Source organism: Mucilaginibacter sp. KACC 22773 (assembly GCF_028736215.1).
GTDB lineage: Bacteria > Bacteroidota > Bacteroidia > Sphingobacteriales > Sphingobacteriaceae > Mucilaginibacter.
This window is the reverse complement of record NZ_CP117883.1, coordinates 88422-111196: the sequence shown is the minus strand read 5'-3', so window position 1 is coordinate 111196 and position 22775 is coordinate 88422. Positions and strand designations below refer to the sequence as shown.

19 protein-coding genes are annotated in these 22775 nt (G+C 42.6%); 10 read left to right on the top strand and 9 right to left on the bottom strand.

What is annotated here, in order from left to right; genetic code table 11:
- Positions 1–103: 103 nt before the first annotated feature.
- Positions 104–586, bottom strand: a complete 483-nt coding sequence (locus tag PQ469_RS00475; RefSeq protein WP_090638740.1) for a hypothetical protein — start codon at positions 584–586, stop codon at positions 104–106.
- An 11-nt stretch (positions 587–597) separates the two neighbouring features.
- The gene (locus PQ469_RS00470) at positions 598–1482 is read right to left on the bottom strand and encodes a UbiA family prenyltransferase (protein ID WP_274211234.1); all 885 of its coding nucleotides are present in this window, start codon (positions 1480–1482) and stop codon (positions 598–600) included.
- Positions 1483–1625: 143 nt separating this feature from the next.
- Between PQ469_RS00470 and PQ469_RS00465 the strand changes: the two genes are divergently transcribed.
- The 9 genes from PQ469_RS00465 to PQ469_RS00425 all read left to right on the top strand — a co-directional run bounded on the left by PQ469_RS00465 (position 1626) and on the right by PQ469_RS00425 (position 9420).
- Positions 1626–2156 carry a YceI family protein gene (locus PQ469_RS00465; RefSeq protein ID WP_274211233.1) on the top strand — a complete coding sequence of 177 codons (531 nt, stop codon included), beginning with the start codon at positions 1626–1628 and terminating at the stop codon, positions 2154–2156.
- An 82-nt stretch (positions 2157–2238) separates the two neighbouring features.
- Positions 2239–3351 carry a type III polyketide synthase gene (locus PQ469_RS00460; protein WP_274211232.1) on the top strand — a complete coding sequence of 371 codons (1113 nt, stop codon included), beginning with the start codon at positions 2239–2241 and terminating at the stop codon, positions 3349–3351.
- Between the two features lie 5 nt (positions 3352–3356).
- Complete coding sequence (locus PQ469_RS00455; protein ID WP_274211231.1) at positions 3357–4481, top strand: NAD(P)/FAD-dependent oxidoreductase; 1125 nt, start codon at positions 3357–3359, stop codon at positions 4479–4481.
- 18 nt (positions 4482–4499) lie between these two features.
- On the top strand, positions 4500–5198 hold the full coding sequence (locus tag PQ469_RS00450) for a methyltransferase domain-containing protein (RefSeq protein ID WP_274211230.1): 699 nt from the start codon (positions 4500–4502) through the stop codon (positions 5196–5198).
- Positions 5199–5207: 9 nt separating this feature from the next.
- Positions 5208–6272, top strand: a complete 1065-nt coding sequence (locus tag PQ469_RS00445) for a sensor histidine kinase (protein ID WP_090638707.1) — start codon at positions 5208–5210, stop codon at positions 6270–6272.
- A gap of 47 nt (positions 6273–6319) precedes the next feature.
- Complete coding sequence (locus PQ469_RS00440; RefSeq protein WP_090638703.1) at positions 6320–6970, top strand: DUF47 domain-containing protein; 651 nt, start codon at positions 6320–6322, stop codon at positions 6968–6970.
- A gap of 20 nt (positions 6971–6990) precedes the next feature.
- A complete protein-coding gene (locus PQ469_RS00435) occupies positions 6991–8001 on the top strand; it encodes an inorganic phosphate transporter (RefSeq protein ID WP_090638699.1) in 1011 nt (336 codons plus the stop codon).
- A gap of 42 nt (positions 8002–8043) precedes the next feature.
- Complete coding sequence (locus tag PQ469_RS00430) at positions 8044–8778, top strand: DUF4197 domain-containing protein (RefSeq protein WP_274211229.1); 735 nt, start codon at positions 8044–8046, stop codon at positions 8776–8778.
- A 141-nt stretch (positions 8779–8919) separates the two neighbouring features.
- Positions 8920–9420, top strand: coding sequence for a heavy-metal-associated domain-containing protein (locus PQ469_RS00425; RefSeq protein ID WP_274211228.1), 501 nt, complete (start codon positions 8920–8922; stop codon positions 9418–9420).
- 74 nt (positions 9421–9494) lie between these two features.
- Here the strand turns inward: PQ469_RS00425 and PQ469_RS00420 are convergent, their stop codons facing one another.
- From PQ469_RS00420 to PQ469_RS00405, 4 genes are all read right to left on the bottom strand, one after another.
- Positions 9495–10625 carry an acyltransferase family protein gene (locus tag PQ469_RS00420; protein WP_274211227.1) on the bottom strand — a complete coding sequence of 377 codons (1131 nt, stop codon included), beginning with the start codon at positions 10623–10625 and terminating at the stop codon, positions 9495–9497.
- Between the two features lie 105 nt (positions 10626–10730).
- Positions 10731–12512 carry a RagB/SusD family nutrient uptake outer membrane protein gene (locus PQ469_RS00415; protein ID WP_274211226.1) on the bottom strand — a complete coding sequence of 594 codons (1782 nt, stop codon included), beginning with the start codon at positions 12510–12512 and terminating at the stop codon, positions 10731–10733.
- Positions 12513–12534: 22 nt separating this feature from the next.
- A complete protein-coding gene (locus PQ469_RS00410; RefSeq protein ID WP_274211225.1) occupies positions 12535–15996 on the bottom strand; it encodes a TonB-dependent receptor in 3462 nt (1153 codons plus the stop codon).
- Positions 15997–16259: 263 nt separating this feature from the next.
- The gene (locus tag PQ469_RS00405) at positions 16260–17321 is read right to left on the bottom strand and encodes a FecR family protein (RefSeq protein WP_274211224.1); all 1062 of its coding nucleotides are present in this window, start codon (positions 17319–17321) and stop codon (positions 16260–16262) included.
- Between the two features lie 245 nt (positions 17322–17566).
- On the opposite strand from PQ469_RS00405, the gene PQ469_RS00400 reads away from it, so the two are divergent.
- Positions 17567–18133 carry an RNA polymerase sigma-70 factor gene (locus tag PQ469_RS00400; protein WP_274211223.1) on the top strand — a complete coding sequence of 189 codons (567 nt, stop codon included), beginning with the start codon at positions 17567–17569 and terminating at the stop codon, positions 18131–18133.
- Here the strand turns inward: PQ469_RS00400 and PQ469_RS00395 are convergent.
- Genes PQ469_RS00395 through uvrA form a run of 3 tightly spaced genes read right to left on the bottom strand, consistent with a single transcriptional unit; the run spans position 18115 to position 22577 of the window.
- Positions 18115–18318, bottom strand: coding sequence for a type II toxin-antitoxin system Phd/YefM family antitoxin (locus PQ469_RS00395; protein ID WP_274211222.1), 204 nt, complete (start codon positions 18316–18318; stop codon positions 18115–18117). The two genes, PQ469_RS00400 and PQ469_RS00395, sit on opposite strands and share 19 nt — an antisense overlap.
- Positions 18315–19694 (bottom strand): Fic family protein, encoded by a 1380-nt coding sequence (locus PQ469_RS00390; protein WP_274211221.1) that lies wholly within the window; start codon positions 19692–19694, stop codon positions 18315–18317. Before PQ469_RS00390 ends, PQ469_RS00395 begins: the two co-directional genes overlap by 4 nt.
- Positions 19695–19730: 36 nt before the next feature.
- Positions 19731–22577, bottom strand: a complete 2847-nt coding sequence (uvrA, locus tag PQ469_RS00385; protein ID WP_274211220.1) for an excinuclease ABC subunit UvrA — start codon at positions 22575–22577, stop codon at positions 19731–19733.
- Positions 22578–22775: the final 198 nt, after the last annotated feature.

Sequence of the window (22775 nt, the reverse complement as noted above, 5' to 3'; positions counted from 1 at the left end):
AAGAACGGATACTGGCTCACAACTAAGGCTGTGCACTATGAATAGCTTGGCTCCAATAAAATTGAGACCGCCAGTATTATTGGCCAACTTCGCCGACAACACGCTAATCATACCTATACTTAAAATAATAATCCCTTATCGTAATACTCATTTGTTCGGTATCGCCGGCAATTAAAATACCTGGTATCGAAATTCCGCTGGCCATATACCCATAGTAAATCCTGACTATGGGATTTTTTATTTGGGGCCAATTGCGCCAGGTTGTTCTAAGCGACATTCTTAGCCCCTGTACCTTATCTATACTTTCAATATCCCGCCAGGCAATCGTATAACCATTTTTCTCGATAAAAATAAATTCGCGGGTAATTATAATAGCCGGGGTGCCCCGTAGCACATAATAAATGTGCCGGGTAAAAAACAACAGGAAATAATCGATAACCAGCACCAATATGATAGCGCTGGAATAATCTTTATAAATCAAAAGCTTATTAAAAATCGAATACACTGGTTGGCCCAGTAAAAGCACGGATAGTATCATGGGCAAAATAAAGTACGGATTGTATTTATAAATTCGCATGCCATCCATATTTCAACCTTTTAACTCATCAGTGCCAGGGTGCCAAAGTAAACCAGCATACAGCCCGAACTTAAAAAGTTCATGCGCATGGCATTTTTAAAATCGGCGTTAGCTGTCGATTTGCCTACTTTGTAAAACCAGTAATTAAAAAATAAAAATATGGGCAGCGCGCATACCAGGAAAAAATAGAAGTTGACCATTTTGCCCTCCAAATGCCAATAGTAAAAAGAGCATGCTATCCCCAGCGCAAACATAGCGCCCGAAAAAATGAAAGATCCCTTGTAGCCCAATAATAAGCTAATCGTTCTGTCGCCACGACGGCTGTCTTCATCGTGCTGGTAAACCTGGGTGAGCGGGTACGAAGCACCAATAAGACACGAGCAAATTGCCCCGGCAACAATAAACCCAGTATCCCAATGCCTGAACAGGCTGAGCCCGCTTAACGCCGAATAGGTGACATAATAAATAAAGAAGCCCTGGAAAATAAATACCGTTAAAAAACTGATGATGGCGTACTTTTTTAACCGTGTAGCCGGATGGCTATACAATTTAGACATAACCCCATAAACAAGCACTGCCACAGCAAACTCCCAGCTAATTAAAAAACCCAGGCCAAAGGCCAGCGCTTCCAGCAGGATAGAAAAATAGTACAGGCTGATATCAACCTCGGGCGGTTTTTCCAGCAGACCGATGCTATCCTCGTCTTTATCAAAATAACTGTTATACCCGTTGCTGGCCGGGAACGCCAAAAAATGCCAAATAAAAAATATAAGTACAGCCTGCCCCGGCTGCACAAATGTAGCCTGGCTAAAAGCAAACAGGTAAACAGGCAACAAAAAAACAGAGAAAACAAAACGCATGTGGGCCCAGGCCGATGGTGTGGGGATTAATTGTTTCAATTTCATGCGGGCAGATTTATATCCATAGGTAAAAGCAACCAATACTATTTGTTGAAACGTATTAAACCTGCAGCAGGTTGCTTAATCTTACTAATGTAAAAATTAGTTACAGATAAATTATTATGTTTGAAAATCACCTTAGCAAGAGTATGACCAGGAAACTATTTAGCATTGCAATTATATTTTTTTTAGCAGCAAACACGTTTGCGCAAAGTAAAGTAACCCGATCGGCAGTTACATTTAAAATTAAAAATCTTGGGTTTAACGTCGAGGGCTCTTTTGGCAGCCTCAACGCCGATATTAATTTTAAGCCCGCCAGTCTCGCAACAAGTTCAATCGAGGCTTCTGTGGCCTCAAATACGGTTAATACCGATAATGAAAGCCGCGATAACCACCTGAAGAGCGAAGACTACTTTGATGTGGCAAAATACCCAAAGATCATTTTAAAATCAGTTTCATTTAAACATAAAAGCGGAAACAACTATACGGGCAGTTTTAACGTAACTATAAGAGACAAAACAAAACTGATAGAAATACCTTTTACGTATGTTGAAGCGGGTAGCAATGCGACGTTTAAAGGTGATTTCCAGGTTTTAAGGACAGATTTTGGCATCGGTGGTAAAAACGTGATTTTATCCAATGAGGCCAATGTTTCGATAGAAACGGAGATCACTAAATAAAGTCGCTAAGTCTTTAGTCTGAAGCCGAAAGAGACTTACGACTTCAGACTAAAGACTATCGACTTAAATAAAGCTAATATTAATGGAGAGTTGCATCAGTGCCATCGGGATAGCAAATCCCCATAACCGGATAGCCCAGCAGGATATTTACCATTTTATGGTGAATGCTTTTGGGTTGGATGCAACTAACGCCGCACGGTTAAAAAGCATTTACGATAACTCAGGCATTGATTATCGTTACTCGGTGATCCCGGATTTTGGCGAAAGCGACCCTTCCAATTATACTTTTTTTGATCCATCCGGAAGTTTTAATCCTTTTCCGGATACCCGCAAACGCTTAAAACTTTACCAGGACGAGGCTATAGCTATTGCCATAAATGCGGTTAAAAATTGCCTTGCCGGTTTCGGGGCCGATGCTTTAAAACAAATTACCCATTTGGTTACCATCAGCTGCACGGGCATGCACGCCCCCGGCATTGATATTGAACTGGTAGAGAAACTGGAGCTTAACCGCGATACCGAACGTACCTGTATTAATTTTATGGGTTGCTATGGCGCCATTAACGGCCTTAAAGTGGCCGATTATATTTGCCGTGCCAATCCAGAGGCCAAAGTTTTGGTAGTAAGTGTGGAGTTGTGCACGCTCCATTTTCAAAAAGATAATACATTAGACAACTGGGTGGCCAACTCCCTGTTTTCAGACGGGGCCGCTGCAGTGTTGGTCGAGAACTCTTTGCAACGCATGAGGGCTGGCACCAACCTCATCTTAAAAAACTTTTACTCGGAATTTGTGACCGAAGCCCGCGACGATATGGGCTGGTATGTAGGCAATACCGGGTTCGAGATGAAGTTAACCTCGCGGGTATCCAAACAAATCAAAAAAAACATTAAGGCTTTAACAGGCCGCTTTTTGCAAAAGGTAAAACTTAATGCAGATGAAATAACCGCTTATGCTGTACACCCCGGTGGCCGTAAGATACTGGAAGCGGTAGAGGAAGCGCTGGAGCTACCCGAGGAAAGCAACGCTTTTGCCTATGAAACCCTGCAGCAGTATGGCAATATGTCATCAGCCACCATCCTGTTTGTACTGCAAAAAATGCTTAAGGCCGAAAGTTTGATCGATCAAAAGGTCATGAGTTTTGCTTTTGGGCCCGGGCTAACGGTTGAGGGTATGATATTGAAAATGTCTTGCTAAAGCATATGAACGATGTAATTATAGTTGGCGGTGGCCTTGCGGGATTATTTAACGCGATACTATTAAACCGCGCCGGCTTAAACGTTACCCTCGTCGAAAAAAAAACATACCCCATGCACCGTGTATGTGGCGAGTATATCTCCAACGAAGTAATCCCGTTTTTAAATACTTTAGATATCAACCTCGATCAGCTGAATGTTGCCCGCATTAACCGGGTGGAAGTTACCGCCGCCTCGGGCGTTAAATTTACCCAAAAGCTCGATCTGGGCGGCTTTGGTTTAAGCAGGTACACCTTTGACAATTTTTTATACCACAAAGCGGCAACAGAAGGCGTAAATTTCTTGATAGGTACAAGGGTTGAAGATGTGCGCTTCACCGGCAATCAGTTTGAGGTGGTTACGCCCGGCGAAGTGTTAACGGCGCCGCTGGTAATCGGCTCATTCGGCAAGCGGTCAAACCTCGATCAAAAATTGAAGCGGCCCTTTTTCTATAAACGCAGCCCCTACCTGGCTGTAAAATTTCATATAAAAATGGATTTGCCGCAGGATCTTATCCAGCTCAATAACTATAAAGATGGCTATTGCGGCGTGAGCAAAACCGACGGCGACAGGTATTGCATGTGCTACATGGCGCACCGCGATGACCTGCGCAAATACGGCAGTTTGCAGGGATTGGAAGAAAACGTTATCCGCAAAAACCCATATCTCGACAATATTTTTACCAATGCCGAATTTTTACTGGATAAGCCCGAGGTAATTAACGAGATATCGTTTGAAAAAAAAGCACCGGTTGATAACCATATTTTAATGAGCGGCGATACGGCCGGGATGATAGCGCCGCTATGCGGTAACGGCATGACCATGGCTATTCACTCGGCCAAAATCCTGTCAGAAAAAATTATCAGTCATTATAAAACCGGCAAATTTTATGAAGATAACCGTGTAGCTTTAGAGGCCGATTATACCGATGCCTGGAACCGGCAATTTGCGCAGCGACTTTGGGTAGGCCGGCAATTGCAGCGCCTGTTTGGCAATAACAACACAACCGCACTTACGCTTCGCCTGTTAAACGGCTTACCGCCATTATCCAGGTACCTGATCAGTAAAACTCACGGAAAACCATTTTCATAAGGTTATTGTATTGATACCATGCCCAATTTAAAACACCGCGCTTTTGATGCCGAGATAATGGACGATTTAACCTTGCCCGATACCGAGATTGCACCGGTATTGGAGGGGCTTGGCAAAATAAATTCATGGTTTGGCGGGCATAAGGAAGCCATAGGAGCCTTAAAAAACTTCCCGGTAAAGCAAGGATACTCTATAAGCGATTGGGGCTGTGGTGGTGGCGATACACTGATTGCCATTACCAAATGGGCAACGCAACAACAGATAACCCTAAAACTTACCGGCATTGATGCAGCCCCGGCAGCAATAAATTATGCGCGCAATGCATCAAAAACGTTTGCCGGCATTGGCTATGTGCAGGCCGATGTGATAAACGATACCCACCTTTTAGGCATGCACGATATCATTATCAGCAATTTGTTTACGCACCACTTTGACGACGAACAATGGATCAAGATGATTAAAAACATGTATGCATCGGCCCAAAAAGGAATAATCATTACCGATTTGCACCGCCATTGGGCGCTGTATTATGCCGTTATTTTTATTACAAATGTTTTCACCCGTAATAAAATGGTACGCTACGATGGGCCACTATCGGTAAAGCGGGGTTTTAAAAAGCGGGAATTATTAACATTGCTAAAAAAAGCACAAATTGATAACTTTAAATTAACATGGAAGTGGCCATTCCGCTGGGCTTTAGTAATCTATAAATCGTAGCTTTACGCTATGAATTTGCGTGTACTGGTTTTAATTACAGCTACCGGGGTTGCCATTACCCTATCGGCGGTTAACTTTTATTTTCAGCATAAATGGTATGATGTAATGGTTACTTTCACCATTACCATAGCGGTAAGTTACTTTGTATTTTACTACCTGATAGAAAAGTACATTTACTCGCGCATTAAACTAATTTATAAACTCATTCACAATTTAAAGCTTGGCCGCGATTTGCGCGATGCCCTGGGCGAACATGTAACCGCCAACCCTATTGATGATGTGGAGCAGGAAGTAAAAGAATGGGCAAAACAAAAAAAATCAGAGATTGACGACCTGCGCAAGCAGGAAAAATTCCGCCGCGATTTTTTATCCAATATCTCGCATGAGTTTAAAACCCCGCTTTTTGCCATACAGGGATACATTGAAGCTTTGCAGGATGATGATATGGAAGACCGCGAGATGGCGCGTCAATTCCTGGAAAAAGCCTCTAAGAATGTGGATAGGCTAAGCTACCTGATTAAGGACCTGGACGAGATTTCGAAGCTGGAATCGGGCGAGATACCAATTAATTACAGCAAGTTTAAAATTAACGACCTGATTAAAGAAGTTTTTGAATCGCTCGAGATAAAAGGCAAGCAGTACAAAATTAAGTTGATTTTTAAGCAGAAATATGATGAAGGTATCATTGTATATGCCGACAGGGAAAAAATAAGGCAGGTATTGGTTAACCTGATTGATAACTCATTTAAGTACGGTAAAGAAGAAGGAAGCACATCATTAAGCCTTTTTGTACTTGACGACCAGGTTTTGGTAGAGGTTACCGATGATGGCATCGGCATCGAAGAAAAGTTTTTGCCACGCCTGTTTGAACGCTTTTACCGCACGGATACCAGCCGGTCGCGCCAAATTGGGGGCTCTGGATTGGGGCTGGCCATTGTAAAACACATTATTGAGGCACACCAGCAAACCATTAATGTGCGCAGTACCGAGGGTTTGGGATCAACTTTTGGCTTTACTTTGCAAAGAGCAAAACAAACTTTACCTTTCCCCAATATACCAGTGTTAAAAAGTTAACATTAATTTAACATAGCAACCGTACCTTTACACCAATTTTAAGCATCATGTCATTAAACAGCATTTTCCAATACTTTGTACCTAAGGACAAAAAGATATTTTTTCCTTTATTTGAGCAGGCAGCAAACAATGTAGTAGCCATGGCTACTATTTTGGTCGAGGCCGTTAACTCCAATAACGCTACCACCCGCGAAGAGCTGTTTAAACAAATTGACAAGCTTGAAAATAAAGGCGATGAATTTACCCACCAGATATACCTGGAACTGGGCAAAAACTTTATTACTCCTTTTGATAGGGAGGACATCCATGCGTTAGCTACAGCTATTGATGATGTTGCCGATTACATCCAGGGCGCTGCCAACCGCATGAGCCTTTACCGGATAGATGACTTTAACGAACACATCCGCAAACTATCTGACCTGATACTCCAGGCAAGCATCGACCTGGAAAAAGCAGTACGCGAGTTGAAAGACCTACGCAACGTACGTAACATTGCCGATTCATGCATCAGGATAAATAGCGTAGAAAACCAGGCCGATTATGTTTTTGACCGCGCCGTGGCCGATTTGTTTCTTTATGAAAAAGACGCTATCCGCCTGATAAAATATAAAGAAATCCTTGCTGCCCTGGAAACCGCTACCGATATGTGCGAAGACGCAGCCAACGTTATGGAATCTATTTTAGTTAAAAACGCTTAAGCATACCTAATCATCACTAAATGGTTACCTCACTACTTGTTGTTATAGTTTTACTTGCACTCGTTTTTGATTACACTAACGGTTTTCATGATGCTGCCAACTCAATTGCCACCATTGTATCAACCAAAGTGCTTACCCCCTTTCAGGCTGTACTATTAGCTGCTGTATTTAACTTTGCCGCCTACTTTTTTATAAAAGACCATAAGGTAGCCAATACAGTATCAAAAATTGTATTGGAACATTATGTTACCCTGCATGTAATATTGGCCGGACTGGTGGCTGCTATATCCTGGAATTTAATTACCTGGTGGTTTGGTATCCCCTCAAGTTCATCGCATACGCTAATTGGCGGTTTTGCGGGTGCCGGGATGACCAATGCTATTTATATGGGCGCAAATGCACTACACGCTATTGAAATGCAGTATGTGCTTAAAATCATCGCTTATATTGTTTTGGCTCCGTTTATAGGTTTACTTATAGCCTACGTGGTAACCATCCTGATATTAAACATTTGTAAACGCGCAAAGCCTGCTACTGCCGAACGTTGGTTTAAGAGGCTGCAGCTGATATCGGCAGCGGCATTAAGCTTTGCACACGGTGGTAACGACGCCCAAAAGGTAATGGGTATATTATATGTAACCTTAATTGCAGGCAAGGTAATTCACGCCGGCGCGCCTATGCCCGAATGGATCCCGTTGGCCTGTTATACAGCTATCGCGGCGGGTACTATGAGCGGCGGTTGGAAAATTGTTAAAACCATGGGCTCAAAAATAACCAAGGTAACCCCGCTGGAAGGTGTAAGTGCCGAAACCGCAGGTGCCATCACCCTGTTTATTACAGAAAGGTTTGGTATCCCGGTTTCTACTACACACACCATCACAGGCTCTATCATTGGGGTTGGTTTAACCAAGCGTGTATCTGCTGTGCGCTGGGGTGTAACCATTAACCTTATCTGGGCCTGGATTATCACCATTCCAATTTCTGCTTTAATTGCGGCAGGCGTATTTGCCCTGTTAAAAGTGTGGGGATAATTTACACATAAGTTGGCTTCATTTTTGCTAATTTTAGGCACTATGAAAAAACGAATATTTTCTATAACAGCTTTACTGTTTTTTATAACCTTAAGCAGCTGCGATACACTAAACCAGGTTGCACAAGCTGCAACCACCAGTACACAAGGAACACCTACCACGTTTGAGATAGGTAACGGCCTTAAGCAAGCCCTTGAAATAGGTACCGGTAAAAGCACTGATAAGTTATCGGTTGTTGATGGCTTTTTAAAGAACGCCGAGGTTAAAATACTTTTTCCGCCCGAAGCGCAAAAAGCCGAGAAAACGCTTCGCAGCATAGGCCTTGGCAGCCTTTGCGACAACGTTATAACTTCCATTAACCATGCCGCCGAAGATGCCGCTGTAAAAGCCAAACCCATATTTATTGGTGCCATAAAGCAAATGACCCTGCAGGATGTTACCAACATTTTGCTTGGCAGCCAGGATGCGGCCACTCAATACTTCAAAAAAACCACTACTTTACAATTGGCCGACCAGTTTAAACCCGTGATACAGGCAAGCTTAAACAAAGTTGGTGCTACAAAATATTATACCGATGCCGCGCAGGCTTATAACAAGGTGCCTTTTGTATCAAAAATAAATCCGGACATTACCGATTATGTAACCCAGAAAGCTATTGCTGGCTTATTTGTTGAAATTGCCAAAGAGGAACTGAATATTCGACAGAATTTAGGCGCGCGTACTACGCCGTTGCTTCAAAAAGTATTCTCTTTTGCTGATAAGCAACAAAAGAAATAGAGAAGCTTCCCCTTGAAGGCAGGGACGCGTTTTGATTTTGCTTACCTTGCCGGGGTTTACGGATATTGCAGTAGCATAAAAACAATTTGTAATCAACGGGTTAATCATCTATTTTTGTTATCTGCTAAAAAAAGCTGGGATATGAAAACGCTTAAAATATTTATTATCGTGTTCTCTCTTTCTGCTACGGTCGCAAAAGCTCAGTTTACCAAAGCCGAGTTGCAGGTTAGCGGACTTACCTGCGCCCTTTGCGCAAAATCAACCGAAAAAGCTTTACGTGCATTGCCTTTTGTTGGCGATATTAAAACCGACTTGATCCGTAACACCTATCTCATCACCTTTAAAGAAGAGGTGCTGGTAAATTTCGAACAGATCGGCAAAAAGGTGCAGGCATCCGGCTTTTCAGTAAGCAGCCTCAAAGCCACTTATAATTTTGATAATACCAAGGTGACTGATAACAATTTTAGCTATGGGGGCGATACCTACAGGTTGCTCAACCCTGCTAATAAACCAACAAGCGGCGCGGTAAATGTTACCGTTGTTGATCAGGGCTTTGCTCCAAAATCGGTATCAAAAAAATACCTTGGGCAAGTTACCGATACAGCGCCTGCATCTGGTCGTATTTATCATTTGGCAATATAGCTATCCAAAAAGTTTTCCTATTAAACAAAAAGCGCGGCTGTATTGGGCCGCGCTTTTTGTTTATATCCAGGTTCTTAAACACGGATATAAATTTTCTTTTTATCCAGCAGGTAACCTACCAACCAGCAAATAAGCATATAGCTGATGGCAAACAGCAATGAGCCAATTGCCCCGGGTATTATAGCCTGGTAAATGTTTGTATTTATCCAATTATATAAACTAACCCCTTTTACGCTAAACATGTAAAAGAAGATGACCAGGGTTTCTGATAATACATAAAGCGGCAGCGGGTTTTTACCCATAATGGTAAAAAACCTTGTCCAGTTGCCTTTGTTCCAATCGTTAATCTCCAGCGCATATACCAGGAATGACAGGATCACCAGATCGAGGCCGGTGGTTATCAGCACGAACGGGCTGCTCCACAGCTTTTTGTTAATGGGGAATACCATATTCCAGCACAAGGCGATAAAAATGAACAGGCAGCCCATGAGCAGCATTTTTGATACCACATCGTACCCTTTACCTTTCTGCTGAATGAATTTACCGGCGTAGTAACCAACAACCACGTTTACAATAGCCGGTAAGGTGCTCAGGATACCTTCCGGATCAAATGCTTTTCCTTCGCCATGGTACATATGATCGGCACCAAGTACAAGCTTATCCAGGAAATACCCTGCATTCCCGGTCATGCTTAACGGGTTTAACGGATCGCCGAAAGCAAGCAGGATAACCCAATAACTTATCAGGAACAGGATTGATAAAATAATAACCGATTGCTTTGATAAAAAATGAATCATGAGCGATGCGAAACAGTAACATAAAGCAATACGCTGCAAAACCCCCATAATACGGGTATGGCTTATCGGCGAAAATTCAAAATGCCCTTTATCAAAATTGAAGAAAGGAAACCAATACATCAGGTATCCTATTAAAAATATCAGCAGCGTACGTTTAAATATCTTGGTAAGTACGGCAGCATTACCCATCTCGATATAGCGCTTCATCGAAAAACTCATGGCATTGCCCACCGCGAATAAAAACGACGGAAATACCAGGTCGGTTGGGGTAAAACCATGCCAGGCCGCATGCCGGAGGGGCGCAAAGGCATCCGCTCCGCTCCCGGGTGTATTCACGATGATCATAAAACATAATGTCATCCCTCTAAATACATCCAGCGATAAAAATCGTGTCGATGTTGTGTTCATATTTTGGTTTATAGTTGTTGGTCGGTTTACAGCAGGTGGTAATACGCAGCAATTTGAGAAAATCTGCCGGGATTTGAAAACCCCGGCAGATATAAATATACTTTATTAATGATAGCCCGGATTTTGTTTAAGCACAGGGGTGCCACCCTTGGCGCTCAAATCAATTTCGGTAAGTGGGATAGGGTAGTATTCGTTTTTACCTTTTAAAAACTTGCCTCCTTTAACATCATTGGTGAGGGTACTTTGATAAGCCACATAGGCATTAAGCTCGGTATCGGCAATACCCCATCTAACCAAATCAAAAAAGCGATGGCCTTCCATAGCCAATTCAATTTTGCGTTCAAAATAAATGGCTTTAAGTGCAAAATCTTTGCTGGCGAAGGCTCCTGCGGGATAAGTGCCAACTTTGTAATTGGCAGCGGGTGTATTGGTAAAGCCGGCGGTGGGATTATCATCATTTTTATACTTATGCACCCACCCCGATGTATTGGCTGCCCTGCTGCGCACCATGTTCACATAACTTTCGGCTTTATCAAAATTACCCAGTTGCGCTTCGGCTTCGGCAGCCATCAGCAACACATCGGCATACCTGATAAGGTTAACGTTAATGCCCGATCCCGGTGCCCAGGAAGTATTATCGCCATTGGTGCTTTGCTCGGCCTGGCCATAAACATTTTTAATTGGCGAGTATGGGCCTCCATATTGCTGATCGCGTATCCAATCCACTCCAGGATGCAAACCCCAATCAAGGTATGGAATACCGCGGCGGCCAACCGTCCAATCCAATCGCGGATCGATAGTGCCGGCATCAGGCGCAAAATTGGCCCCGGCTGCTACTCCCATATCTGTTTTTAAAGCATGGCTGTTATAATCATCCAAATAGGGCAGGCCGGTAGCCGGGTTGGTACGGTAATGATTGGCCAGTTCAATTGATGGCTGATAGAAGCCACAGCAACTAAACGGGCTGCTATTGCCATACGGAAAGTTCAGCATATCGCCATCGTTGGCGTTTGACGGTCCGTTAGGGTCGGTGTTGGCGGCTGCCTGCACGGCAAATACCGATTCGGCACTGTTATTTGTAGCTGTTCTGAAATTGTCGTTGAATTTTCCATTCAATTCATACTTCAACCCTAATGCCGTTACCCCCTGTGCAATAACGGCATCAAAAACCGATTTTGCCTCGGTGTACTTATGCTCATACAAATATGTTTTTGCTAAGTAAGCACCGGCAGCCCATTTGTTGGCCCTGCCCACATTCGCCTGGGTATTGGGCAGGTTGTTATAGGCATACAAAAAGTCGGCTTCAATTTTTGGCCATATATCCGTTGTATTTGGCTGATTGATATCGGTTGTAGTTTCATCAATGTAAGGCACATTATTAAACATTTTTTTAAGGTCGAAATAATAATGAGCACGTAAAAACCGGGCCTGTGCAATGATATTGGTTTTGGCGGAAACTGTAATACCAGGCACCTTATTTGTAATTGCAATGGTATTATTTGTGCGGGAAACACCTTCATAGTCGGCCCTCCATTTGCTATCAAAAAAGCCGTTGCTGGCATCGGGGTTATACTTCATGATAGGCTCGATGGGTTGCTGATCGCCGGCTATACTGCCTTTTGAAGCATCACCGCCCGCAACGCCGCCATAAATCCAGTTATCTGGCGACGCCTCCCATGAACTGCCACCACCAAAAGCGGCATCGCCACCCTGCTGACCATCTAATGCCGCATAGGCGCCCACAAGCAATTCGTTTGCACCTGCTTCGGTTTGTAAAAACTTAGGCTCCAGCGCTCCGTTGATTGATTTATCAAGAAACGTTTTTTTACACGCACCAAGCGCAAAAACGCTTAGCAACATAATACTGAAATATTTTTTTGCTTTCATTGTAATACTTTTAATGCTGTTGTTATAATGAAAAATTAACTCCGAATAAGAATGTGCGCGGGCTGGCATAGCTACCTTCGTCAATGCCAAAATCTTTGGTGTTACCGCTCAGCTCCGGATCGACACCGCTATAGCCTGTTAAAGTGAACAGGTTAGTTGCGGATACATATACGCGCAGTTTCTGAATGCCTGCCTTTTTTAAGCCGGCGACTTTAAAGGTGTAACCAATTTGGGCATTGCGCATACGTACATATGTTCCGTTTTCAACAAAGTATGAGTTTGGTGTTGCGCCGCTGCTGGTAGATGCATCCAACTCCTGGATAGGGGCTTTTGCATTTTGATGCGTTGGCGTCCATGAATCATTAAGCGCGGTATAACTTTTGGCCGTTCCGAATGACGCGTAAAAGTCTCGCCAGTATTTAACGCTATTCCATAATTTGTTGCCAAATGAGCCGTAAAAGAACACGCTGGCATCAAAGTTTTTATAGTTTACAGCCAGGTTTAATCCGGTAGTAAATTTCGGATTAGGGTTACCGATAAAAGTACGATCGGCATCAGTTATTACACCATCTCCGTTTACATCTTTATACCTGAAACGCCCTACTTTGGTATCTGATTGATAAACAGCACTTGGGTCGTTTGTTACTTTTTGGGCGCTGGCATCTGCGGCGTCAATCTGTGCCTGGTTGTTCCAAAAACCGGCTATTTGATAGCCATAAAATTCGCCCAGCGAATGACCAACAGCACTCCTGGTTATAGGGCTATCAAAGCGGCTTGTGGCATCGCCAACAAAATAGTCCCTGTCGTCAGATACTTTTAGTATTTTGTTATTATAGGTTGTTAAGGTTCCTGTGGCATTAAAACTCAGGTCTTTATTTACAGTTATATTGCTTGTTACAGATATATCAAGTCCATCCGTTTTCATTTTGCCCACATTTTGTGCAGGCACGTTACCATTACCGGCAGTACCTAACTGCCTTGCGGCATACAAAAGGTCCTTAATATCTTTACGATAATAATCGGCCGTTATGGCCACTTTGCCGTTAAGGAGGGTTGCATCAAAACCAAAGTTGGAGTTGATATCTTTTTCCCACAAAGCGTTGGGGTTAGCTATCTGATCCTGATAAAAGCCAGGCAACAACGCGGAGTTACCATCCAAAGGATAATATGATTGACCAATATTGGTACCAAAAGTAGTGTAGGCATCTTTTGCCCCCATATTAATCTGGTTACCCATAATACCCCAACCGCCCCGTACTTTAAGGTCTGTAAGCCATTTTACTTCTTTCAGAAAACCCTCCTGTGATACGCGCCAGCCGGCGCTAAAAGCCGGGAAGTAGCCATAACGCTGGGTTACCGGAAATTTTGAGGAACCATCGCGGCGGATTGTGGCATTAAACAGGTACTTATTATCAAAAACATAATCCAGGCGTGCAAATTCAGATAACAGCGACGTTGAGCTTTTACTGCTGTAAGTGTTTTTGTTTGTTGTACCTGTTGAAAGGCTAACATAATCAGGATCAAAATTATAAAAGCCCTGTATACTACCACCCAGGCTTTTATCGTAAGTTTCAACAGCTTCGGTGCCTATAACCACGTTCAAATTATGCTTGCCAAAGGTTTTTAGATAAGTAAGTGTATTTGTCCAGTTGTAGCTATAGCTATTGGCCGAATTTTCGTTATAGCTGTTTGTTTGGGAGTTTTCTACGTTTTCATATGTCGGGTAGGTAAACGCGTGGTCGTTACTGTTTGTGATGTCTCCGCCAAAACTGGTGCGCAAGGTAAGGCCCTTAAACAAATCAGCTTCGGCATACATGTTTCCAAGTAAGCGATAGGCTGTGGCTCCATTTACTTTAGTGCGCTGCTGTATAGCTACAGGGTTATTAGAATCGCCTAATCCTGTACCATAAGTGCCGGCATAATTGCCCATTATATCATAAACAGGTATAATTGTCTGCTCTCTTAAACCCATAGCTATTACACCATCGGGATTATTGGCGCTTATTTGCGCATGGTTAGCGGCGGCCACCTGCGGTGTTTTGGTGATAGAATAAGCCAGGTTTTCGCCTACACGGATATGTTTGGTAATATTAAAAGTGGTATTTGAGCGCAGGGTGTACCGTTTTAGGTAAGTATCAATCAATGTTCCCTGCTGGTTAAAATAATTAAGCGAGAACAGGTAGCTTGCCTGATCGCTGCTGCCGCTTAAGGTTAAATTATGGCTGGTTATAGGAGCCGATTTGAATAGTTCATGATACCAATCGGTACCTGCTTTATTTGCCCTTGTTATCCGATAAAAGCTATTAAAATCATCGGGCGAGGTATAGTTAGGATTAACGTAGTATTTTGAGGGATTTACCGAAGAATCGCCTGCTTTCGCACCGGCAGGTGTAATATAATCGGGCAACGTAAAAGTGGAGTTTGCCCCTGTTGGGTTATATAACGGGTCTGTAAAATCAGTAATCCCGGAATTTTTTTCGGCCATTAGCTGTAAGTTGGCCGCTTGCTGCGGGTTTAATGTATGCCAAACATTGCCTCCTTTAGGCACCTGCGAACCATAATACGCATCGTACTGAATGCTCACTTTGCCCTTGCCCCTTTTTGTGGTAATAATGATAACCCCGTTTGCAGCCCTGGCCCCATATATTGACGCGGAGCTTGCATCCTTTAACACCTGTAACGATTCGACATCATTTGGGTTAATAGTGCTCACGTCATAGGTTTCCATACCATCTACCACATACAATGGGGTGTTATCGCCAAACGTGTTAAAACCCCTGATGTGTACCTGGGGCTCTTCACCCGGCTGGCCCGATCCGGTTACTGTAACGCCAGATGCCTGCCCCTGTAACTGGCTGTTTACCGATGATGATGCTTGTTTATTCAAATCCTTAACATTAACTACGGCTACGGCGCCGGTAAGGTCCTTCTTTTTTTGAGTGGTATAACCAACCACTACCACCTCGTTCAGCGCTTTTGATTCTTCAACAAGCTTTACGTTTACTACGGTTTGGCCGGCAATGGGTACTTCCTGTGGTGTAAAGCCCAAAAAGTTAAAAAGGAGCGTGCCTGTGCCATCGGGCAATGTAAGACTGTATTTTCCGTCGATATTGGTTACTGTTCCTAATGTGCTTCCTTTAAGTTTTATGCTTACACCGGGTAGCGGCAGCCCCGCGGCATCTGTAACAGTACCGGTTACTGTAACGGTTGCTATAGTTTTACCATCGGCCGGTTTAATAATAATGATGTTATCAACCACCTGGAAGGTGAGTTGCTGATTTTTAAGTACATCTTTCATTACCGTTTCAATACTGGCGTTTTGCAGTTCAACATTAATCTTTTTATCAATGTTAACCTGGTCCAGCCGGTAAAAAACCGTGTATTTGCTGTTTTTTTCAATCTGCTTAAACATCTGTTTAACAGATATATTGTTTACATTAAAGTTGTAAACGTTTTGCGAAAAAGCAGCTGCGTGTATTTGCATTATTCCCGTTAAGAGTAAAACAGTTACAAGCTTCATAATTTTAATCGTTTTTTGCCACGCGCGCGCAGCCATTACAGATTTTCTGTCAAAATTTATCATAAATTTGTTTGTTAATCAGTTAATACGATGCTTCCCCAAGCGTAGGGTATTAGCTATTGATTTTATTGAAGCCCGGAGTGTTAGCGCACACCGGGTTTTTTATTTTGAAAGAGAGAGCGTTAGTTTTTCGCCATAAGTTATTTTGTTTTTAAAGGGTTAACAGATTAGTTTTTATTGTTTTTTGTGATGTTTATTGTGTTGCCCGTAATAGAATAGTTGATTGCTGTATTGCCCTTTATCAGATCCAAAACTTTATCTATACTGGATATGCTTTTGAAACTGCCCGAATAGCGGATGTTTTGCAGCCCGGCATCGTCCATAATAATTTTTACATTATACCTGCGCTCCAATACTTTGGCAATCTCGCCGAGGGTGTTACCATCAAATACCAGCAAATCGTCCTTCCAGCCATCGTAGCGGTCCATTTTTGCCGAATCAACCTCCGATACTTGTATCTCGTTAAGGTTTTTCAATTCTTTATCATCCTGCTTTACAGCGTATTTTTCGGCACTGGGATAATATATTCTGAGCACCTGGTGCGGTTTAACGTAGATGCGGTTCATCTCGCGGGTGTTGTTATCTATGTTACCCTCAACCGCTACCTCGCCTTTTACAACCGTGGTTTCAAAAAAAGAGTCGTTGGCGTAAGCTTTCAGGTTAAATTTTGTGCCGATATCCCTGATGGTATAATTTTTAGTGTTAACCAAAAACGGAATAGTTTTGCCGCCGGGGGCAATGTCGAAAAATGCCTCACCCTCCAGGTAAACAGTCCGGTTTGTTTTATTAAAATCAGTATTGTATTTAAGCTTGCTGCCTGCATTTAGCCAAACAAGTGTGCCATCGCTTAAAACTATTTTTTTTATGCCCCCATTATTAACAGATACGAGCCTCGTGTTCTGCACATTTTTTGAATAATAGTTTACAAGCAAAGCTGTTAGCAAACCAAACAAGGCCACGGTTGCAGCTACTTTACTCCATATAGCAAGCACGCGGTATTTTGGCTCATGCGGGATAGTTGCCGCCGAAAATTTGGCGAATGCTTTCTCCTCATTAATAACATCGGGCTCCAGGTACAGCATGTTTTGCCAGGTTTCATATAGCTGGGCAAAGTACTGCTCATTCTCGGGGTGCGCATTAACCCATTCTTTTACCTGCTCTACTTCTTTTTCATCGGCTTCGCGGGTTATGTATTTTACCAGTAACAGTTTTATTTCTTCGTTGTCCATTCGTGTTCTTATTAGCAAGACAACTGGAAAACCCCATACCCTCAAACGGGGCTAAAATATTTCTTTATTAAATTCGGACAAAGACAAAATTTAACCCTGCTAATTGCGAATTACACCCACAATGCAAAATATTCGCGAGTGCATTTGTCAATATTTCCATATTAAATTTGATGCTTTCAAAATTTAATCGTTAACTTGTTAAAGTTTTTTAAAAAGTAATTCTTTTTTACCTATCCTATGAATAAATGATTACCTCAAAAACCGACACATCAATAACAAAACTCACGCAGGGGGATGCCGGCGCGTTTGAAGTTTTATTTAAACTTCATTATACCCGCCTTACGCTTTTCGCCAATCGTTTTGTGAATGATTTGCCGGTGGCCGAAGAGATTGTTGCCGAAATATTTACCGATTTATGGGAAAAGGGGCATGAAGTTACATTTTCAACATCGGTAAGTTCATACCTGTATAAAATGGCGCAAAACCGTAGCCTCAATTATTTGAAGCACCAAAAAATAGAAAACCTTTACGTTGATTACTTGCAAAAAAACAACCTGCTTGATGAAGTACGCAGCGCTGTTGAAAACGGGTACGAAGAAAAAGAGCTGGCCCACCAGATAAAAGCAGCCATAAACACCCTCCCCGAAAAATGCCGCGAAATTTTTGTATTGAGCCGCTTTAGCGATATGAAGTATAAGGAAATTGCCAGTAAGCTCAACATTTCGCCTAAAACGGTTGAACGCCAGGTGAGCATTGCGTTAGAGAAGTTAAGGCAAACGCTGAAACATGTGAGTTATTTGTTGATGTTTTGAGATGATCCGCTCACACTTTTAAACTGAAGGAAAGTTTCCTGCATATTATCATACTCCGTTTTAGAAATAACGACAATATCTCCTTCTTCCACGCAATCTACAACCAAGGGCTTATGATTTTTCCGGACTTTATCTAATGATGATTTTAACTGCTTTTGAAATATTAATAATGCAATTGGTTTCATTCTATTTTATCCCCTTTTATAAAATTCAAGACCATTTTAGTTATCTCGTTAACAATATTGTTGATTTCACCACTATCTATTAACTGATCATAACGATAATCGCCAAAATAATCCTCCTGATCATTGTTTTGAATCATGTAGCTAATGGAATAAGTGTATTCTTCAAAAGAAAATCGCATGAATACTGGTAAATCGTACGGTTGCGCAAATTTGTATCCTTTAAATAAATACTCCATTCCGAAACTTATAATATGGCCGTTAAGTTCCATAGGGTTGCTCAACCAATTTCTTAACGATTCGGGAAATAACGCGGTAGATACCATGTAGCCCCCATGTCGCTGAAGCAAATCGTAGGAAGGCGATTTATCTGTATTAAATATAATTCTGTTTTCGTTTAGATGAAAAAGTTCATCAAACTGCGACAGTTTCGTTTTTAACTTTTGAAATAATGGAATTCCCGACTCTGTAATAATTTTGGACACACTGTCCCAATTGTAGATTTCTGTCCTTTCCTTGTCCTTATCAAGACTACGCTTAAATAAAGCTATCTCCTTGTCGATGTCGTCCTCTTCTTCAACGTCCCTTCCATCCAAAGTATCAATCGTAATTTGTAGGGATCTTAAAAGCAGGCCGGCCATAAACTCATAAAACAAATCCGGTTCTCCTCCTCCGCTTTGAATATCAGTTAGATACCTGTAATAACTTTGCTTCTCATCTTCCTTAATATAAAGCGGGGGAAATCCATAAGAAATCAATATCAGGTTAGATAAAATCCTAGCTGTACGGCCATTGCCATCATAAAATGGATGAATAGTGAGATAATCTATTTGAAATTTAAACGCCAATAGTGCCGGGTGAGCAGCATCTTTTTTTGACCTTTCAATTTTTTCCTTTTCGCTATTTATCCAATTAACTAATTCATGCATCCGTTCAGGGACTTCGGCATGCGGTGTAAAATCATAGCGTTCACCATCAAAATTAAGCATGTAATTATCAGTGCTTTTCCACTGACCAACATATTTTAATTTTTCCGCGTCTTCTTCGTACATGATGCCTTTATGGATCTCTTTTATCCTGCTTTCAGATATATTGAGTTCGCCCTTGCCCATTTTCATAATCGTAGTGATTACTTTGTCATGACTCCGGATTTCCATTACATCCTTTATCGGTTTGCCATTAACTTCTAAGTTATTGACCATCACCGTACGCGTTTCGCGCTTAGTTAGTGAATTTCCTTCCATGCTGTTAGAAGTGTAGTTCCACTCCAACCGCAGCTTATAGTTAATCTTATTGAGTAAACTCACAGGAATAGGCCCACGCTCCTGTATAGCAGCCTGAAGACTATCAATTTCCTGTAATTTCTCTATAAAACTCATTCGTTGTTATTTTAGTAAAGGTAATATCGGATTTTATTACTTGATCCCCATTTCCTTTTTTAAAAACTGACCTGTAAAACTTTCCTTCACCTTACACAACCCTTCGGGTGTGCCGCTAAAAAGAATTTTACCGCCGCCAGAACCGCCTTCGGGGCCAAGATCGATAACATGATCAACAACTTTGATTACATCCAGGTTATGCTCAATTACCAAAACCGTATTGCCTTTATCAACCAGTTGATAAAGCACGCCTAACAACACGTTAATATCCTCAAAATGCAAACCCGTTGTAGGCTCATCTAAAATGTAGAAGGTATTGCCGGTATCTTTTTTAGATAGCTCCGTCGCCAGCTTAACACGTTGTGCCTCGCCACCCGATAGGGTAGTTGATGCCTGGCCCAAAGTAATGTAACCTAAACCAACATCATTCAGGGTTTTTACCTTACGGTATATGGATGGGATATGCTCAAAAAATGGCGTAGCATCTTCAATGCTCATATCCAGCACATCGCTGATGGATTTACCGCGATAGCGTACTTCCAGCGTTTCGCGGTTGTACCGGCGGCCGCCACATTCTTCGCAAGGTACCTGCACATCAGGTAAAAAGTTCATCTCGATAACTTTCATGCCGGCGCCCTGGCAGGTTTCGCAGCGGCCGCCTTTTACGTTGAATGAGAAACGGCCGGGCTTGTATCCCCTGATCCTTGACTCGGGCAATGCAACATACAGGTTCCGGATATCCGAAAATACACCGGTATAGGTAGCAGGGTTTGACCGCGGTGTACGACCGATTGGTGTTTGATCTATCTCGATCACTTTATCGATGTTCTCCAACCCCTCAATTTTTTCATATGGCAGCGGATGCTTTTTGGCCCTGAAAAAATGATGGTTTAATATCGGATATAACGTTTCGGTAATTAAGCTTGATTTACCGCTACCGGACACCCCTGTAACACCAATTAATTTACCTAACGGAAAATCAACAGAAACCTTTTTTAAATTATGGCCGGTTGCCTTTTTAAGGCTTAGTGTTTTTCCGTTACCCTCTCTCCTTTTTTCGGGAATGGCGATAGAACGTTCGCCATTGATATAGGATGTTGTAAGCGTATGTTCTTTCATTAATTGTGCGGGTGTTCCCTGCGCAACAATCTGCCCCCCGTGTACGCCTGCTGCGGGGCCCATGTCAATAACATGGTCGGCTTCCAGTATCATATCTTTATCGTGCTCAACTACCAAAACTGTATTGCCCAGGTCGCGCAGGTTTTTGAGGGCGTTAATCAGGCGCTCGTTATCGCGTTGGTGCAGGCCGATGCTCGGCTCATCTAAAATGTACATTACATTCATCAACTGCGAGCCTATCTGCGTAGCCAAACGGATTCGCTGCGCTTCGCCGCCTGATAAGGTTTTGGCCGTACGATCAAGCGTTAAATAACTCAAGCCAACATCCAGCAGGAACACGATACGTGCGCGGATCTCTTTCAGTATCTCTTTGGCAATAACATTCTGGCGTTCGCTCAGCCTGTCTTCCAAACCGTTAAACCATTCCTGCAGGTGATTGATATCCATGCAGGCCAGCTCAAATATATTTTTGTTATCTACCTTAAAATGCAGCGATTCTTTTTTCAGCCTTGCGCCCTCACAAACCGGGCAGGTTTTAAGTACACGATAATTTTCCATATCGTCCATACCCTCATCGTTTCGGCGCTCCTGCTGCTCTTCCAGCATACGTACAATACCATCAAAAGTAATGGTATAGCTTTGAACATTCCATTTATTGTACTCTACAGAAACGCTGATGGTATCGGGTGCTCCGTTAAGGATAATATCTAAATGATCGCGGCTTAACTTTTCTATCGGGGTAGTTAATGAAAACTCATACTTTTTAGCCAGCGCCTTCAGCACCTGGAAAATCCAGGTTTCGCGGTATTCTCCTATCGGTGCCAGCCCGCCATTCATGATGGTTAGCTTAGGATTGGGGATCACCGATGCTTCATCAACCTCAAAAATATACCCCAAACCATTACATTTTTCGCAGGCGCCATAAGGAGAATTGAACGAGAATGTATTGGGTTGCGGTTCATCGTACGAGATACCCGAAACCGGGTCCATCAAATACTTACTATAATAGGCCACATTGCCGTCCTTATCACCCACGCGGATAATCCCTTTGGCAATTTTAAGCGCCGTTTGTACCGAGGTGTATAAACGTTTGCTGTCTTTTTCGGTCACCACCAGTCTGTCAACCACAATATCAATATCATGGATCTTGTACCTGTCTACCTGCATTTTTGGCTCTACGTCGGCCATGGCGCCATCAATCCATACTTTAAGGTAGCCCTGCTTACGGATAGATTCAAAAAGCTCGCGGTAATGCCCCTTGCGGGCTTTTACAACTGGTGCCAGGATGTTCACGGGCTGACCGTCGAATTTTTCGGTAATGGTTTTCAGAATCTGATCTTCGCTCATCCGTTCCATTTTCTCGCCGGTTGTGTAGGAATAGGCATCCCCGGTACGGGCGAAAAGCAAACGCATAAAATCGTAAATCTCGGTAATTGTCCCCACTGTTGATCGTGGATTTTTGCTGGTTGTTTTTTGCTCAATAGCAATAACCGGGCTTAAGCCCGATACTTTATCTACATCCGGCCGCTCCATACCACCCATAAACTGGCGCGAGTAAGCCGAAAATGTTTCCATATAACGGCGCTGCCCTTCGGCATAAATGGTGTCAAATGCTAATGACGACTTACCGCTGCCACTTAAGCCGGTAATTACCACCAGCTGGTTGCGCGGAAAAGAAACATCAATATTTTTTAAATTATGTACCCTGGCCCCGTAAACTTCAACTTCACTTTGTTCGCCTAGGTCGATGGTTTTTTCAATCATATGTATTTTTAAAAACAATACCGTTTAGCCGATTTAAAAATGCCAGCCAACTATACTAATATTTTTCGCAAATATATGTAAAAAGCTGATGCTTTATAAGATATGCAACAACCCAAAACGTTATTTGACCTAAAAATAACAGCCCTATTGTAACCGCTGTTTTTTAATCTTGTTTTAATAGAGAGCTTAAGGCAGAAA